At 73.5% G+C, this 15,735-nt stretch carries 16 protein-coding genes; 6 read left to right on the top strand and 10 right to left on the bottom strand.

Annotation, left to right across the window (positions count from 1 at the left end):
• The first annotated feature begins 170 nt into the window (after window positions 1-170).
• The 3 genes from ACP7TJ_RS21805 to ACP7TJ_RS21795 are packed head-to-tail and all read left to right on the top strand — an operon-like array spanning window position 171 to window position 3,229.
• Entirely contained in the window at window positions 171-1,454 is a 1,284-nt protein-coding gene (locus ACP7TJ_RS21805) for a magnesium transporter MgtE N-terminal domain-containing protein (RefSeq protein WP_093766912.1), read from the top strand.
• Entirely contained in the window at window positions 1,444-2,052 is a 609-nt protein-coding gene (locus ACP7TJ_RS21800) for a DUF1003 domain-containing protein (protein ID WP_093766911.1), read from the top strand. Before ACP7TJ_RS21805 ends, ACP7TJ_RS21800 begins: the two co-directional genes overlap by 11 nt.
• A 43-nt stretch (window positions 2,053-2,095) precedes the next feature.
• Window positions 2,096-3,229 (top strand): Mrp/NBP35 family ATP-binding protein, encoded by a 1,134-nt coding sequence (locus ACP7TJ_RS21795; protein WP_048455779.1) that lies wholly within the window; start codon window positions 2,096-2,098, stop codon window positions 3,227-3,229.
• Window positions 3,230-3,297: 68 nt separating this feature from the next.
• Here the strand turns inward: ACP7TJ_RS21795 and ACP7TJ_RS21790 are convergent, their stop codons facing one another.
• From ACP7TJ_RS21790 to sigE, 5 genes are all read right to left on the bottom strand, one after another.
• Window positions 3,298-3,972, bottom strand: coding sequence for a hypothetical protein (locus ACP7TJ_RS21790; RefSeq protein ID WP_093766910.1), 675 nt, complete (start codon window positions 3,970-3,972; stop codon window positions 3,298-3,300).
• A gap of 223 nt (window positions 3,973-4,195) precedes the next feature.
• The gene (locus ACP7TJ_RS21785; RefSeq protein WP_093766909.1) at window positions 4,196-4,630 is read right to left on the bottom strand and encodes a sec-independent translocase; all 435 of its coding nucleotides are present in this window, start codon (window positions 4,628-4,630) and stop codon (window positions 4,196-4,198) included.
• Between the two features lie 144 nt (window positions 4,631-4,774).
• Window positions 4,775-6,562 (bottom strand): trypsin-like peptidase domain-containing protein, encoded by a 1,788-nt coding sequence (locus ACP7TJ_RS21780; RefSeq protein ID WP_427764757.1) that lies wholly within the window; start codon window positions 6,560-6,562, stop codon window positions 4,775-4,777.
• Window positions 6,563-7,698: 1,136 nt separating this feature from the next.
• Window positions 7,699-8,589, bottom strand: coding sequence for an anti-sigma factor family protein (locus tag ACP7TJ_RS21775; protein ID WP_167740891.1), 891 nt, complete (start codon window positions 8,587-8,589; stop codon window positions 7,699-7,701).
• Window positions 8,586-9,245 (bottom strand): RNA polymerase sigma factor SigE, encoded by a 660-nt coding sequence (sigE, locus tag ACP7TJ_RS21770; protein ID WP_093766907.1) that lies wholly within the window; start codon window positions 9,243-9,245, stop codon window positions 8,586-8,588. The genes ACP7TJ_RS21775 and sigE overlap by 4 nt, the downstream gene beginning before the upstream one ends.
• Before the next feature lie 276 nt (window positions 9,246-9,521).
• Between sigE and ACP7TJ_RS21765 the strand changes: the two genes are divergently transcribed.
• The gene (locus ACP7TJ_RS21765) at window positions 9,522-10,220 is read left to right on the top strand and encodes an O-methyltransferase (RefSeq protein ID WP_093766906.1); all 699 of its coding nucleotides are present in this window, start codon (window positions 9,522-9,524) and stop codon (window positions 10,218-10,220) included.
• Window positions 10,221-10,347: 127 nt separating this feature from the next.
• Here ACP7TJ_RS21765 and ACP7TJ_RS21760 read toward each other — a convergent pair whose 3' ends face one another.
• Window positions 10,348-10,515, bottom strand: a complete 168-nt coding sequence (locus ACP7TJ_RS21760) for a DUF3117 domain-containing protein (RefSeq protein WP_003966491.1) — start codon at window positions 10,513-10,515, stop codon at window positions 10,348-10,350.
• Between the two features lie 380 nt (window positions 10,516-10,895).
• On the opposite strand from ACP7TJ_RS21760, the gene ACP7TJ_RS21755 reads away from it, so the two are divergent.
• Window positions 10,896-11,699 carry an enoyl-CoA hydratase/isomerase family protein gene (locus tag ACP7TJ_RS21755; RefSeq protein ID WP_167740892.1) on the top strand — a complete coding sequence of 268 codons (804 nt, stop codon included), beginning with the start codon at window positions 10,896-10,898 and terminating at the stop codon, window positions 11,697-11,699.
• A gap of 57 nt (window positions 11,700-11,756) precedes the next feature.
• Here the strand turns inward: ACP7TJ_RS21755 and ACP7TJ_RS21750 are convergent, their stop codons facing one another.
• Both ACP7TJ_RS21750 and ACP7TJ_RS21745 read right to left on the bottom strand, forming a co-directional pair.
• Entirely contained in the window at window positions 11,757-12,350 is a 594-nt protein-coding gene (locus tag ACP7TJ_RS21750; RefSeq protein WP_093766904.1) for a DNA-3-methyladenine glycosylase I, read from the bottom strand.
• Entirely contained in the window at window positions 12,347-12,706 is a 360-nt protein-coding gene (locus ACP7TJ_RS21745; protein WP_093766903.1) for a DivIVA domain-containing protein, read from the bottom strand. The genes ACP7TJ_RS21750 and ACP7TJ_RS21745 overlap by 4 nt, the downstream gene beginning before the upstream one ends.
• Before the next feature lie 132 nt (window positions 12,707-12,838).
• On the opposite strand from ACP7TJ_RS21745, the gene folP reads away from it, so the two are divergent.
• Window positions 12,839-13,699, top strand: a complete 861-nt coding sequence (gene folP, locus ACP7TJ_RS21740; protein ID WP_427764750.1) for a dihydropteroate synthase — start codon at window positions 12,839-12,841, stop codon at window positions 13,697-13,699.
• A 46-nt stretch (window positions 13,700-13,745) separates the two neighbouring features.
• Here folP and ACP7TJ_RS21735 read toward each other — a convergent pair whose 3' ends face one another.
• Window positions 13,746-14,504, bottom strand: coding sequence for a TIGR00730 family Rossman fold protein (locus ACP7TJ_RS21735; RefSeq protein WP_093766901.1), 759 nt, complete (start codon window positions 14,502-14,504; stop codon window positions 13,746-13,748).
• Between the two features lie 120 nt (window positions 14,505-14,624).
• On the bottom strand, window positions 14,625-15,704 hold the full coding sequence (gene dapE, locus ACP7TJ_RS21730; protein WP_427764747.1) for a succinyl-diaminopimelate desuccinylase: 1,080 nt from the start codon (window positions 15,702-15,704) through the stop codon (window positions 14,625-14,627).
• Between the last annotated feature and the right edge of the window lie 31 nt (window positions 15,705-15,735).

Below are 15,735 nucleotides of genomic sequence, written 5' to 3'. Positions count from 1 at the left end.
CCGGGGCCGGTGGGGCCGGTCGGCGTCAGTCCGTCCGGACCGGCCGCCGACGCGGCACCGATCGGGACGGGCTAGCCTGAAGCCCGTCCGAGCGGGCAATCCGGAAAACAGACGCACCAGGCAGTACACGGCAAGGAAGCACTCCGCACGCACGCAAAGGAGCCACCGGAATGGCATCGGGGGCACCACGGTTCTTCGTCTCGCACATCTCCGGTGTCGCCGTCTTCGACCCGGCGGGCGACCAGGTCGGCCGCGTGCGCGATCTCGTCGTCATCCTGCGCCCCGGCCGTCGTCCGCCCCGGCTGCTCGGCCTGGTGGTCGAGCTCTCCACCCGGCGCCGCATCTTCCTGCCCATGACCCGGGTGACCTCCGTGCAGGCCGGCCAGGTCATCACCACCGGGGTGCTCAACGTCCGCCGCTTCGAGCAGCGGCCCACCGAGCGGCTGGTGTTCGGCGAGCTGCTCGACCGGCGGGTCACGCTGGTGGACACCGGCGAGGAGGTCACCGTCCTGGACCTGTCGGTGCATCAGCTCCCGGCGCGCCGCGAGTGGGAGATCGACCGGGTCTTCGTGCGCAAGGGGAAGAAGGGCGGCGCGTTCCGGCGCGGCAAGGGCGAGACGCTGACCGTGGAGTGGTCCGCCGTCACCGGCTTCTCGCTGGAGGAGGCCGGGCAGGGCGCGGAGAACCTGCTCGCCACCTTCGAGCAGCTCCGCCCCGCCGACCTGGCCAACGTGCTGCACCACCTGTCCCCCAAGCGGCGGGCGGAGGTGGCCGCCGCCCTGGACGACGACCGGCTCGCGGACGTGCTGGAGGAGCTGCCCGAGGACGACCAGATCGAGGTCCTGGGCGTGCTGGCGGAGGAGCGGGCCGCGGATGTGCTGGAGGCGATGGACCCCGACGACGCGGCCGACCTGCTGGGCGAGCTGCCGGAGGCGGACAAGGAGCGGCTGCTGAGCCTGATGCGGCCCTCGGACGCGGCCGACATGCGCCGCCTGATGTCGTACGAGGAGCACACGGCGGGCGGTCTGATGACCACCGAGCCGATCATCCTGCGGCCGGACGCGACCGTCGCGGACGCCCTCGCGCGGATCCGCGAGCCCGATCTGTCGCCCGCGCACGCGGCGCAGGTGTACGTCTGCCGGCCGCCGGAGGAGACCCCGACCGGCAAGTACCTGGGCACCGTGCACTTCCAGCGGCTGCTGCGCGATCCCCCTTACACGCTGGTCGGCTCGATGCTGGACGACGACCTGCTGCCGCTGGACCCGGACGCGACGCTGCCCGTGGTCGCCGGGTTCTTCGCCACGTACGACATGGTGGCGGCGCCCGTGGTCGACGAGGCCGGGTCGCTGCTGGGCGCGGTGACCGTGGACGACGTGCTGGACCACATGCTGCCGGACGACTGGCGGGAGACCGAGTTCCATCTGGAGGAGGGGGAGGTGCCCGATGGCGGGTGAGCGCGACGCGGTGCGCGAGCGGACGCCGGTCGGGGCCACGGCCGCGGGACGAGCGCGCGCGCCGCGGCTGGACCAGCCGCGGCCTCCCCGGCGGCGGATGCTGCCCGAGTGGGACCCGGAGGCCTTCGGACGGCTCTCGGAGCGCATCGCGCGCTTCCTCGGCACCGGGCGGTTCATCGTCTGGATGACGGTCGTCATCATCCTGTGGGTGCTGTGGAACGTCTCCGCGCCGAAGGAGCTGCGGTTCGACCAGTACCCGTTCATCTTCCTGACCCTGATGCTGTCGCTGCAGGCCTCCTACGCGGCCCCGCTGATCCTGCTGGCGCAGAACCGGCAGGACGACCGCGACCGGGTCAATCTGGAGCAGGACCGCAAGCAGAACGAGCGGTCGATCGCCGACACCGAGTATCTGACCCGTGAGATCGCCGCGCTGCGCATCGGGCTCGGCGAGGTGGCCACCCGGGACTGGATCCGCTCGGAGCTGGAGGACCTGGTCAAGGAGCTGGAGATCCGGCAGAACGGCCACAAGGAGCAGCACGGCTCATACCCGGTGATGCGGGCGGAACACCCGCCGGGACGTGACGCAGACGACCGCTGACTTCCTTACCGGCGGGTGTACCAGGAGCCGTACCATCGTCCTTATGGCTACGGAAGACGCGGTGCGCGAAGCACTGGCGACGGTGAACGACCCCGAGATCAACCGGCCCATCACCGAGCTCGGGATGGTCAAATCGGTGGAGATCGGTGCGGACGGTGCGGTCGCGGTCACCGTGTATCTGACGGTCTCCGGCTGCCCCATGCGCGACACCATCACGCAGCGCGTGACGGACGCGGTCTCCCGCGTCGAGGGCGTGACCCGGGTCGACGTGACGCTGGATGTGATGAGCGACGAGCAGCGCAAGGAGCTGGCGAACGCCCTGCGCGGCGGTCAGACCGAGCGCGAGGTGCCCTTCGCCAAGCCGGGCAGCCTCACCCGGGTGTACGCGGTGGCGTCCGGCAAGGGCGGCGTCGGCAAGTCCTCGGTGACGGTGAACCTGGCGGCGGCGATGGCGGCCGACGGACTGAAGGTCGGTGTCGTGGACGCCGACATCTACGGCCACTCGGTGCCGCGCATGCTGGGCGCGGACGGCCGTCCCACCCAGGTCGAGAACATGATCATGCCGCCGTCGGCGCACGGCGTGAAGGTGATCTCCATCGGCATGTTCACCCCGGGCAACGCGCCCGTGGTGTGGCGCGGCCCGATGCTGCACCGCGCGCTCCAGCAGTTCCTGGCGGACGTGTACTGGGGCGACCTGGACGTGCTGCTGCTCGACCTGCCGCCCGGCACCGGCGACATCGCGATCTCGGTCGCGCAGCTCGTGCCGAACGCGGAGATCCTGGTCGTCACGACCCCGCAGCAGGCCGCGGCCGAGGTGGCCGAGCGCGCGGGCTCCATCGCCGTGCAGACCCACCAGAAGATCGTCGGCGTGGTCGAGAACATGTCGGGGCTGCCCTGTCCGCACTGCGGCGAGATGGTCGACGTGTTCGGCACCGGCGGCGGCCAGACCGTCGCCGAGGGCCTGACCCGCACCACCGGGGCCAACGTGCCGGTGCTGGGCGCCATCCCGATCGACGTGCGGCTGCGCGAGGGCGGCGACGAGGGCAAGCCCGTGGTGCTGTCGGACCCGGAGTCCCCGGCGGGCTCGGCGCTGCGCTCCATCGCGGGCAAGCTGGGCGGCCGGCAGCGCGGCCTGTCGGGCATGTCCCTGGGGATCACCCCGCGCAACAAGTTCTGAGGCCCCGCACACGCCGGAGGGCGCCGTCCGCAGCGGACGGCGCCCTCCGGCGTTCCGGGCGGGGTCGTTCAGCCCTGGTAGGCGGCGATGTCCTTCACCACGGCGAAGCCCAGCCCGTACGCGCTCATCCCCCGGCCGTACGCGCCGACGTGGACGCCGGCCTGGGTGGATCCGGCGAGCACCCAGCCGTACTCGGACTCCCGGTAGTGGAACGGCGTCGGCACGCCGTCCACGGGCAGGGACAGCGTCGACCAGTCCTCGCCCTCCAGGTCGTCCGCGAGCACCCAGGCGGTCTCCGTCTGCTGCTCCAGCCAGTCGTCGCGCAGGGAGTGGTCCATCTGGCCGGGCCAGGTGAAGGACAGCAGCCCCACCCCGGCGAGCCAGGCGGCGGAGGAGACCGAGGTGGCCTCCAGCAGACCCGTGCCGTCCGCGCTGCGGCGGACCGGGTTGGCCGCCACGGTCACCACGACCGCGAACCTCTCCTTGGCGTCCTGGTCGCCCCCGGCCGCGAACTCGCTGCGGACGGACGGCTCGTCGCCGTGTCCGACCGATCCGTGCTCCACTGCCCCGTCGGCCGAGAGACCGACCTGCATCAGCCAGCGCGGCCCCGTGAAGGCCTCGTCGAGGCCGTACCACGGGAAGGGCGCACGCAGGTAGCCGTCGACCGTACGCCGGGCGGAGGGGACTGGTTCTCCGTCCTCCGCGGCCGGCGCCTGCGCGACTGCCGAACTCGTCGTCTCCATGTGCCCGGACGCCTCCTCGCTCTCGTCGGACCGGGCGGCCCGCCCCCCTTACGGGCGTACTCGTCCGTTCCGCACAACAACTCGGCAGCATAACCACCCTGCCGCCACGGGCAGGGAAACCGCCCGGCGCGTAGGGCGTCCGGACGCCCGGATCAGGCCCTCCGCAGCCCGGGTGGAGTATGAAACGCGTCACGTAGGCGCCGGCGCACGCCCCGGGGGCCGGTCAGGTGGCGTCCATGTCGAAGGGCGGGCGGTCGTCGGCGGCCGGCGTCTCGGGCTTCTTCGTCATGTCCACCCGGCCGCCGGGGGCGGCGGGCGAGGGGGACGGGTCGGCGTCGCGCCCGTGGACGGCGTCCGTGACCTCGGCCATCTCCTTCTTCAGGTCGAAGCCGTTGCGGATCTCCTTCAGCCCCAGGTCGTCGTTGTCCAGCTGCTTGCGGATGAACGTCTTGGGGTTGAGGTCCTCGAACTCGAAGTCCTTGAACTCCGGGCCCAGTTCCTGCCGGATGTCCTGCTTGGCGCTCTCCGAGAAGTCCCTGATCTTCCGGATCGTGCGGGACACGTCCTGGATGACCTTGGGGAGCTTCTCCGGACCGAAGATGAGCACGGCGAGGACGATGAGCGTCACCAGCTCGAGCGGTCCTATGTCATTGAACACCTGAAGCTCCTCGCGATGCCTTCGGTCCTCGGCCCTCGGTGCCGGTCGTTCGCCCTCCGTGGTCCGGGCCGGGTCCACGGTACCCGGACCTCCCGTACGACCGGTACCGTCCCGGCGTCCCGGCGGCGTCGGGCGGGCGGCGTGTCAGCCTCCGCCGGAGGATCCGAGCACCAGGGACACCGTGCGTTCCTCACCGTCCCGCTCCAGGGTCAGCTCCAGCCGGTCGCCTGGGCGGTGGGCGCGGGTCTTGACGATCAGTTCCTCGCCGGAGTGCACGGGGCGACCGTCGACCTCCGTGATGACGTCGCCGGGGCGGATGCCCGCCTTGGCGCCGGGGCCGCCGGTGCTGACCGGGGGGCCGCCGTCGCCGCCCTCGGCCGCGACGCGGGCGCCGTCGCCGCTGTACTCCATGTCGAGGGTGATGCCGATCACCGGGTGCGTGGCCTTGCCGGTCTCGATCAGCTCCTCGGCGACCCGCTTGCCCTGGTTGATCGGGATGGCGAAGCCGAGCCCTATGGAGCCGGACTGGCCGCCCTCGGGGTCCAGGCCGCCGTCGGCCGAGCGGATGGCCGAGTTGATGCCGATCACCCGGCCCTTGCCGTCGAGCAGCGGTCCGCCGGAGTTGCCGGGGTTGATCGGCGCGTCGGTCTGCAGGGCGTCGACGTACGACACGTCGCTGCCGTCGCCCTTCTCGCCGCCGGCGGTGATGGGCCGCTCGCGGGCGCTGATGATGCCGGATGTGACGGTGCCGGCCAGGTCGAAGGGGGCGCCGATGGCGACGACGGGGTCGCCGACCTGCACGTTGTCCGAGTTGCCGAGCGGCAGGGGGGTGAGCCCGCGGACGCCCTTGACCCGTACGACGGCGAGGTCGTAACCGCTGTCCCGGCCGACGACGGTCGCCTCGGCGGTGTCGCCGCTGTGGAAGGTGACGGTGATGTCGCCGTTCTCCCCGGCGGGCTCGACGACGTGGTCGTTGGTGAGGATGTGACCCCGGTCGTCCAGCACGAAGCCGGTGCCGGTGCCGGCCCTGCCGCCGCCGCTGACGTGCAGCGTGACGACGCTGGGCAGCGCCTGCGCGGCGATCCCGGCGACGCTGTCCGGGTCCCGGTCGGGCGCCTCCACACCGGCCTGCGGCAGCTCCACGGCGCCGATGCCGCCGCTGCGCTCCAGTTGCACGCCCACGACACCGCCGACGACGCCGGACACGAGGGCGATGATCAGGGCGCCGCCGATCAGCGTGCGCCTGCGGCGACCGCGCCGCCGCTTCACGTCCTCCTCGACGGGGTCGGCCTGCTGGAGCGGGGCGACCGCCGTGGCCGCCCAGGGGTCGTACCGCGCCCAGGGGTCGGCCGCGGGGGCCTCCTGCGTGACGGGAGCGGCGGAGACCGCCTCGGGGGCGCCCACGGCCACACCGTGCGCCGGCGTGGCCGCCGGATGCTGCACGGGCGGCGCGGGAGCCCACGGCCCGGGCTCCCCGTAGGGCGGGGTGCTGTAGGGGTCGGGGTCGTGGAGGGGCCTGGGCTGGGCGGGGGCATGCGCGCCGTGCAGGGGCGCGGGACGGGTCGGGCCGGAGGCGGGTGGCTCCGCACCAGGCACGGGCGCAGGGCCGCTATGGCCGGAGGCGGGTGCCTCCGCACCAGGCACGGGCGCAGGGCCGCTATGGCCGGAGGCGGGTGCCTCCGCACCAGGCACGGGCGCAGGGCCGCTATGGCCGGAGGCGGGTGGCTCCGCACCAGGCACGGGCGCAGGGCCGCTATGGCCGGAGGCGGGTGGCTCCGCACCAGGCACGGGCGCAGGGCCGCTATGGCCGGAGGCGGGTGCCTCCGCACCAGGCACGGGCGCAGGGCCGCTATGGCCGGAGGCGGGTGCCTCCGCACCAGGCACGGGCGCAGGGCCGCTATGGCCGGAGGCGGGTGGCTCCGCACCAGGCACGGGCGCAGGGCCGCTATGGCCGGAGGCGGGTGGCTCCGCACCAGGCACGGGCGCGGGACGGGTCGGGCCGGAGGCGGGTGCCTCCGCACCAGGCACGGGCGCGGGGCCGCTGCGGCCGGAGGCGGGTGCCTCCGCACCAGGCACGGGCGCGGGGCCGCTGCGGCCGGAGGCGGGTGCCTCCGCACCAGGCACGGGCGCGGGGCCGCTGCGGCCGGAGGCGGGTGCCTCCGCACCAGGCACGGGCGCGGGGCCGCTGCGGCCGGAGGCGGGTGCCTCCGCACCAGGCACGGGCGCAGGGCCGCTGCGGCCGGAGGCGGGTGCCTCCGCACCAGGCACGGGCGCGGGGCCGCTGCGGCCGGAGGCGGGTGCCTCCGCACCAGGCACGGGCGCGGGGCCGCTGTGGCCGGAGGCGGGTGCCTCCGCACCAGGCGCGGGCGCGGGGCCGCTGTGGCCGGAGGCGGGTGCCTCCGCATCAGGCGCGGGCGCGGGGCCGCTGTGGCCGGAGGCGGGTGCCTCCGCATCAGGCACGGGCGCGGGGCCGCTGTGGCCGGAGGCGGGTGCCTCCGCACCAGGCGCGGGCGCGGGGCCGCTATGGCCGGAGGCGGGTGGCTCCGCACGAGGCGCGGGCGCGGCCGGAGCGCCGTGTTCGGCGGTCTCCACGCCCGTGATGTGCTCCGCACCCGTGTCGGCGGGGCGTGCCCCGCCGATCGTGGTCCCGGCGTCCGGGCCCGCGGGCGTCGGTTCCGCGCCCGTACCGGACGCCACGGCGCCCGGGGCGCCGCCCAGGCGCCCCGGTCCGGCTGCCGCGCCGGCGCCGGACGTTCCGTCCGTCGAGGGCGGGGCGGCCGCCGTGTCGAGAGGGCGCCGGAGCTCGTAGTCGCCGTCGGGCCCCGTCCCGGGGGACGCCGTGCCGATCGGGCGGGCGAGTTCGAAGTCGCCGTCGGGTCCTTCGGACGCCCCCGGCGTGCCCGGCTTCCCCTCGTTCATGCTCTCCCCACGGCTGGACCGGCACGGATCGTCGGCACCGTGCTCCGGTCCGCCCGTGCGGTGGAGCCCGGCTCGGCGCCCGGCCGTAGTGGGCGTGGGCGCGCCACCCGGAATCTAATCAGGTTCGCGCGCCCCCGCGCAGGGGCCGGTCAGCGGGCGGCCCGCGCGCTGTGCGTGGGCGTGGGCGCCGGTGACGGCATGCCGGCGACCAGGCCGGGGCTCTTCAGCCCGGCCGCCGAGGCCCACGCGCTCAGTCCGAACGGCGGGGCCGCGTTGAGCGGGCGTATGTGCGGGGACACCGCCGTGGAGGCGCCCTGCGGGGGCGACGGGATGCCGGGCAGCAGCGGGGCCGCGACGCCGGTGGGGACGACGGGACCCGAGCCCAGCGCGCTCTGACCGCCGGTCACCTGCCCGAGCAGCGGGCCGGCGCTGCGGCGCCGGGAGTCCGGCGCGGTGGCCGCGCCCGCGCCCTGCGTGCGCACCGGCGTCACGTTGCTCCCCTTGCCCTGGCCACGTGCCTCCGCGTCGACCGGGGTGACGGTGGAGACGCCGCCGAGGGCGATCGCGGCCAGCGACACCGCGCCGGCGGCGACGAACGCGAGCCGCAGCCCGCGCGAGGACGGCCGGCCGGCGGCGAGGCCCGCCGCGGCGGCCGCGGGGTGATGGCGCCGCACGGGCGCGTAGGCGAACTCGAAGCGCTCGCCGCGCCGCGGCCCGAAGACTCCGGAGGTGGATCCGCCCGGCAGCGCGGAGCCGCCCAGCGGGGAGCCGCCGTCGCCGAATCCGCCCCCGGCGGGCAGCCCTTGCAGGCGCGCCAGGAGGCTCTCGGAGGGCGGTGGCGGGGCGGCCGCCGCGAACACGTTCTTCAGGCGGCGCTGCTCGTCCACCTCCGCCTTGCACTTGGCGCAGGTGGCGACGTGCGCCAGTACGCGCTCACGCGCGTCATGACCGAGCTCCCCGTCCACGAGGGCGGCGAGCCGGTCTCCCAGATGATGCTCCGCGAGGTGCCCCTCGGGGGACTTCGGCAGTGAACTGCTCACGCGCTCGCGCCCCCTCCCCCCAGTGCGGGGACACGCGGCACGAAGGAGGGGCGGTCCGCGCGCGCCTTGGGTGAACGGTGCGCGAGGGCCTTGCGCAGCTGGGAGCGGCCGCGGTGGATACGGGACCGCACGGTGCCGAGCTTCACGCCCAGGGTGGCCGCGATCTCCTCGTACGACAGTCCTTCGATGTCGCACAGGACGACGGCGGCGCGGAACTCCGGGGCGAGCGTGTCGAGGGCCTGCTGGACGTCGGCGTCGAAGTGCGCGTCGTTGAAGACCTGCTGCGGCGAGGGCTCCTTGCTGGCCAGCCGCTCGGCCGCGTCCTCGCCGAGCGCGTCGAAGCGGATGCGCTGCTTGCGGCGGACCATGTCCAGGAAGAGGTTCGTGGTGATGCGGTGCAGCCAGCCCTCGAAGGTGCCCGGCGTGTACGTCGACAGGGAGCGGAAGACACGGACGAAGACCTCCTGCGTGAGGTCTTCGGCGTCGTGCTGGTTGCCCGTGAGACGGTAGGCGAGCCTGTACACCCGGCCGCTGTGCATGCTGACGATCTCCTCCCACGTGGGCGGAGTCCACGCCTGCCCGTCCGCGTCGCCGGAGAAGGTCGCGGTCTGGGCCGGGTCGCCGGCGCGGTCATGGTCAGCAGCGGTGTTGTTCACAGATTTCGGCCTGCCCGCCGACCCGAGGAAGCGCCGCAGCACTCCTGCACGATCCACAGGCGCAGCCGCACCTCCCCTGTCGGCTCTGGTGGTGTCCAGTGGAGCCCCTACCATAGCCACCTCGCCCGTTAGCTCCGGATAAGCGGTTTTACGAGAATTTGATTCGGGCTGCCACGGCTCGTACGGCTGCGTCTGCACTTGCTCGGCGTCCGCGTCCACTCCTCGCCCCCCTTCCCGGCACGCGCCTCTCTCTTCCCCCTTTGAACGACTGGTCCCATCTGCGGGTTCCCGACGCCAACGGATACAGTCACGCCCAGGCAACCACGGGGACAGGAGAGGGTCATTACCGCCAACCGGCAGACGAGCTGGGCGTTCGCCGACGCCTATGTCGCCGAGGACGAGGCGCTGCTCCGGGCCCGCGACCGGGCCCGCGAGGCAGGCCTGCGCTCGGTGTCGCCCGGCACGGGCGCGGCCCTGCGGTTGCTCGCCGCCAGCGTGGACGCCAAGGCGGTCGCGGAGATCGGCACCGGCTGCGGCGTGTCGGGGATCCATCTGCTGCACGGCATGCGCCCGGACGGGGTGCTGACCACGGTCGACCAGGAGCCGGAGCACCAGCAGTCGGCCCGGCAGGCCTTCCGTGAGGCCGGTTTCGCCGGCAACCGGGCCCGTTTCATCCCCGGCCCGGCACTGGACGTGCTGCCGCGTCTCGCGGACTCGGGCTACGACCTGGTGTTCTGCGACGGTGACCGGCAGGAGTACCAGGACTATCTCGCCGAATCGTTGCGCCTTCTGCGCCCTGGAGGCCTGGTCGCCTTCGAAGGCCTCTTCGCGAACGGACGCACCGTGGACTCCGGCCCCCAGCCGACGGAGGTGCTGCGGCTGCGGGAGCTGGTGCGGGCCGTTCGCGAGAGCCAGGAGCTGGTGTCGTCGCTGCTGCCCGTGGGGGACGGGCTGCTGTGCGCCGTGAAGCGGTGACCGGCCTTGGCGCCGCACCTCGCTGACGCCGGTTCTCCCCCGGCCTTCCGCCGGACGTGGGCGCAAACAGCCGCCCCGGCACCGCGTGCGGCACCGGGGCGGCTGAAAGGGTATGGTCGCTTGCGCGTCAGCCGACGACCTTCTTGAGGGCGTCGCCGAGCGCGTCGGCCTCGTCCGGGGTCAGCTCGACGACGAGCCGACCGCCGCCTTCGAGCGGAACGCGCATGACGATGCCCCGCCCCTCCTTGGTCACCTCGAGCGGGCCATCACCCGTCCGCGGCTTCATGGCCGCCATGCTCGTTCCCCTTCCTGAAACCCAGCTCAACCGTCTAAGCCGACGGCCCACTGAAGGGCACCTGCGGTCCTCGAAGCAGGACACACGCCACCGGCATCGAACACATTGCTTCCAGGCCATTATCCCGCATGGCGGGACCCGATGACCAACATCAGTAGGCATCGCTTGGGCAACGCACGCGAGCAAAACCACTCAATTCGGCGATGTGGCTGCCATACTGCGCGCCCGCATGGACATTCGGGCGCCGGAATCCCGACACAATTGTTTGACGCAGGTCACACCGAGGCCGTCCGCCGGGACCCCTGAACTGGGTCATGCTGTCCTCCGGGAGAGGATGTACCCACCAGTACGTCCCGAGCCGCACACGGAGGGATACGACCATGGCCGACACCGTGCTCTACGAGGTGAGCGACGGACTCGCGACGATCACGCTGAACCGCCCCGAGGCGATGAACGCGCTGAACGTCGCGGCGAAGGTCGCCCTCCGGGACGCGGTCAGGGCCGCCGCGGACGACGACGCCGTACGGGCCGTGCTGCTGACCGCGGCCGGGGAGCGGGCGTTCTGCGTCGGGCAGGACCTCAAGGAGCACATCGGGCTGCTGGCCGCCGACCGGGAGAACGGCTCGGGGCTGACCATGTCCACGGTGCGCGAGCACTACAACCCGATCGTGAAGGCCATCGCCGGTGCGCCGAAGCCGGTGGTCGCTGCCGTGAACGGGGTGGCGGCGGGCGCCGGGTTCGGGTTCGCGCTCGCCGCGGACTACCGGATCGTCGCGGAGACGGCGGCGTTCAACACGTCGTTCGCCGGGGTCGCGCTGACCGCGGACTCCGGGATCTCCTGGACGCTGCCGCGGGTGATCGGTCCGAGCCGTGCGACGGATCTGCTGCTGTTCCCGCGCACCATCTCCGCGCAGGAGGCGTACGAGCTGGGGATCGCCCATCGGGTGGTGCCGGCGGGTGAGCTGCGGGCGGAGGCCGAGAAGGTGGCGCGGGCGCTGGCCCACGGGCCGACGGTGGCGTACGCGGCGCTGAAGGAGTCCGTGGCGTACGGGTTGAGCCACTCGCTGGAGGAGACGCTGGAGAAGGAGGACGAGCTGCAGACGCGGGCCGGGTCCTCCGAGGACCACGCGATTGCGGTGCGGGCGTTCGTGAACAAGGAGAAGCCGGAGTACTTGGGGCGGTGAGGCGGGGTCGCGGGGTGCGCGTCCGGTGTGGCTGAGCGCGCAGTTCCCCGCGCCCCTTCAGGGTGTCGTTCTTGCCGCGCAGGTCTTCAGGTGGTCGTTGACCAGGCCGCAGGCCTGCATCAGGGCGTAGGCCGTGGTGGGGCCGATGAAGCGGAGGCCTCGCTTTTTGAGGGTCTTGGAGAGGGTCGTGGACTCCTCCGTCACCGCGGGGACGTCGGCGAGGGTGCGGGGGGCGGGGCGGGCGGCCGGCTCGGGGGCGTGGGACCAGATCAGGGCGTCCAGTTCGCCGGGCTCCCAGCCGGCCAGCACCCGCGCGTTGGCCAGCGTGGCGTCGATCTTGGCGCGGTTGCGGATGATGCCGGTGTCGGTGAGCAGCCGTTCGCGGTCGGCGTCGGTGAACTCGGCGACGTCGGCGATCCGGAAGCCCGCGAAGGCGGCGCGGAAGCCGGGGCGGCGGCGCAGGATCGTGATCCACGACAGTCCGGACTGGAACGCCTCCAGACTGAGGCGCTCGAAGAGGGCGTCGTCGCCGTGCACCGGGCGGCCCCACTCCTCGTCGTGGTAGGCGAGGTAGTCCGGGGCGGACAGCGCCCAGGGGCAGCGCGACAGGCCGTCCGGACCGAGCGGCGCCTCGGCTGCGGGGTCGCTCACCGCTGATCGTCCTCCGGGTGCGGGGCGGGCTTGTCCAGGGAGCGGTGCGCGGCGGCGCGGGCGCCGGCCAGCGCGGACTCCAGCTCGGCGATCCGGACGTCCCGCTCGGCGAGCTCGGCGGCGAGGCGGCCGAGGGCGTCGTCCACGTCCGCCATGCGGTAGCCGCGGGCGGCGAGCGGGAAGCGCAGGCGGTCGACGTCCGCGCGGCTGACCGGGCGGTCCGGCGGCAGGGAGTCCTGGAGCCGCTCCGGCGCCGCCTCGGGCAGCGGGGCGTTGTCACCGCCGCCCACCACGGCGAGGGTCACCGCGCCCACCACGACGGCCAGCGCGACGACCAGGAACAGGAACATAACCATCGCCGGGGCCCCCACGGTCGGATGAGTCGGAGTCGGATGTGTGGCTCCGATCGTGCCATGCGAGTCTGACAGTCGGGACCGCCGGGCGGACGGAGGCGGCCCGGACGGCCGGACGAGGAGAGGTTCCAGGGGATGCTCAGGCTGGGCAGGCGGGAATTCGCACCGCACGAGCGGGTGATCATGGCGATCGTGAACCGGACCCCGGACTCCTTCTACGACCAGGGTGCCACCTTCCACGACGAGCCGGCGCTCGCGCGTGTGGAGCAGGCGGTGGCCGAGGGGGCCGCGATCATCGACATCGGCGGGGTGAAGGCGGGGCCCGGCGAGGAGGTCTCGGCCGAGGAGGAGGTGCGGCGGACGGCCGGTTTCGTGGCCGAGGTGCGTCGCTGCTTCCCGGACGTGGTGATCAGTGTGGACACCTGGCGGCACGAGGTCGGCGAGGCCGTGTGCGAGGCGGGCGCGGACGTGCTGAACGACGCGTGGGGCGGGGTGGACCCGCGTCTGGCGGAGGTGGCCGCCCGGTACGGCGCCGGGCTGGTGTGCACGCACGCGGGCGGGGCCGAGCCGCGGACCCGGCCGCACCGGGTGACGTACGACGACGTGATGGCGGACATCCTCGACGTGACCGTGGGGCTGGCCGAGCGGGCGGTGGCCCTGGGGGTGCCGCGCGAGTCGGTGATGATCGACCCGGGGCACGACTTCGGCAAGAACACCCGGCACAGCCTGGAGCCGACCCGGCGGCTCGGGGAGATGGTGGCCACCGGCTGGCCGGTGCTGGTGTCGCTGTCCAACAAGGACTTCGTCGGCGAGACGCTGGACCGTCCCGTGAAGGAGCGGGTGGTGGGGACGCTCGCGACGACGGCGGTGTCGGCGTGGCTGGGCGCCCGGGTGTACCGGGTGCACGAGGTCGCCGAGACCCGTCAGGTGCTGGACATGGTGTCGTCGATCGCCGGGGACCGGGAGCCGGCGGTGGCGCGGCGAGGGCTGGCGTAGGGGAGGCGGGGCGGCGGGGTCGTCGCCCCGGCCGCCCCGCGGGCCTCTAGCGGCCCGCTTCCTTGGAGACCAGGGCCACGGCCTCGTCCACGTCGTCCGTGACGTGGAACAGCAGCAGGTCCTTCTCGGCCGCCTTGCCCTGGCCGATCACCGTGGAGCGCAGCCAGTCGACGAGGCCGCCCCAGTACTCGGTGCCGAACAGCACGATGGGGAACTGGGTGACCTTCTGGGTCTGCACCAGGGTGAGCGCCTCGAAGAGCTCGTCGAGCGTGCCGAGGCCGCCGGGCAGGACCACGAAGCCCTGCGCGTACTTGACGAACATCATCTTCCGGACGAAGAAGTACCGGAAGTTCAGACCGATGTCGACGTACTGGTTCAGGCCCTGCTCGAAGGGCAGCTCGATGCCCAGACCGACGGAAAGACCGCCGGCCTCGAGCGCACCCTTGTTCGCCGCCTCCATGGCGCCCGGGCCGCCGCCGGTGATGACCGCGAAGCCCGCCTCGACCAGACCGCGGCCGAGCCGCACCCCGGCGTCGTACTCGGGCGAGTCCGCGGGGGTGCGGGCGGAGCCGAAGACGCTGATCGCGGAGGGGAGTTCGGCCAGGGTGCCGAAGCCCTCGATGAACTCCGACTGGATGCGCAGCACCCGCCAGGGGTCGGTGTGCACCCAGTCGCTCGGCGCGCGCTCGTCCAGCAGCCGCTGGTCGGTGGTGCTGGAACCCACCTGACCGCGCCGGCGGAGGACCGGCCCCAGGCGCTTCTCCTCCGGCGGCTGCCGCTTCCCCTCAGGGTTGCCCGTAGCCATGTGCGCTCCCTCCGTTTGCCAGGTCGTACCGCCTCAGCGTAGATCTACGCGGGTTACGTGCGGGGGACGTCAGCATGTCCACGGAAGAGCGTTCCAAACGCGGTGCCGCCCGTACGGGGGTCACGCGGTCAGCCAGGACCGCAGCCGCTCCTCCCCCGCGAGGATCTTGGCGGTGTCGACGCGCTCGTCCCGCTTGTGGGCCAGGTGGGGGTTGCCGGGGCCGTAGTTCACGGCGGGGACGCCCAGCGCGGAGAAGCGGGAGACGTCGGTCCAGCCGTACTTGGGCTGCGGGGTGCCGCCGACCGCCTCGATGAAGGCCGCCGCGGCCGGGTGGGACAGGCCGGGCAGGGCCGCGCCGCTGTGGTCGTCGACGACGAACTCGGTGACGCCGCAGTCGGCGAAGACCTCCCGGACGTGCGCCAGGGCCTCCTCCTCGCTGCGGTCGGGGGCGTAGCGGAAGTTCACGGTGACGACGCACTCGTCGGGGATGACGTTGCCGGCGACGCCTCCGGAGATGCCGACCGCGTTGAGGCCCTCGCGGTACTCCAGCCCGTCGATGACCGGCCACCGGGGCTCGTAGGCGGCGAGGCGCTGGAGGATGGGGGCGGCGGCGTGGATGGCGTTGGAGCCCATCCAGCCGCGCGCGGAGTGGGCGCGCTCGCCGGAGGTCTTCAGCAGCACCCGCAGGGTGCCCTGGCAGCCGCCCTCGACCTGGCCGTCGGAGGGCTCCAGGAGGACCGCGAAGTCGGCCTCCAGCCAGTCGGGGTGCGCCTCGGCGACGTGCTTCAGGCCGTTGAGGTCGGCGGAGACCTCCTCGTTGTCGTAGAAGACGAAGGTGAGGTCGCGGTTGGGCTCGGGAACGGTGGCCGCGATGCGCAGCTGGACGGCGACGCCCGCCTTCATGTCGCAGGTGCCGCAGCCCCACAGGACGCCGTCCTCGTCGAGGCGCGAGGGCACGTTGCCGGCGATCGGGACCGTGTCGATGTGGCCGGCCAGGACCACCCGCTCCGGGCGGCCCAGCCGGGTGCGGGCCACGACGTTGTTGCCGTGCCGGTCGACCGTCAGGTGCGGCAGCGTGCGCAGCGCCGTCTCGATGGCGTCCGCCAGCGGCTTCTCGGTGCCGCTCTCGGAGGGGAAGTCGACGAGCTGCGCGGTGAGGCGCGCGGCGTCCAGCGTGAGCTCAAGCGGGGTGTCGGCCATGCCGTCGACCCTAGCGCGGGCGGGCCCCGGC

The organism is Streptomyces sp. DSM 41931 (genome assembly GCF_050271085.1).
Taxonomy (GTDB): domain Bacteria; phylum Actinomycetota; class Actinomycetes; order Streptomycetales; family Streptomycetaceae; genus Streptomyces; species Streptomyces albogriseolus.
This window is presented reverse-complemented; position numbering and strand designations above follow the sequence as displayed.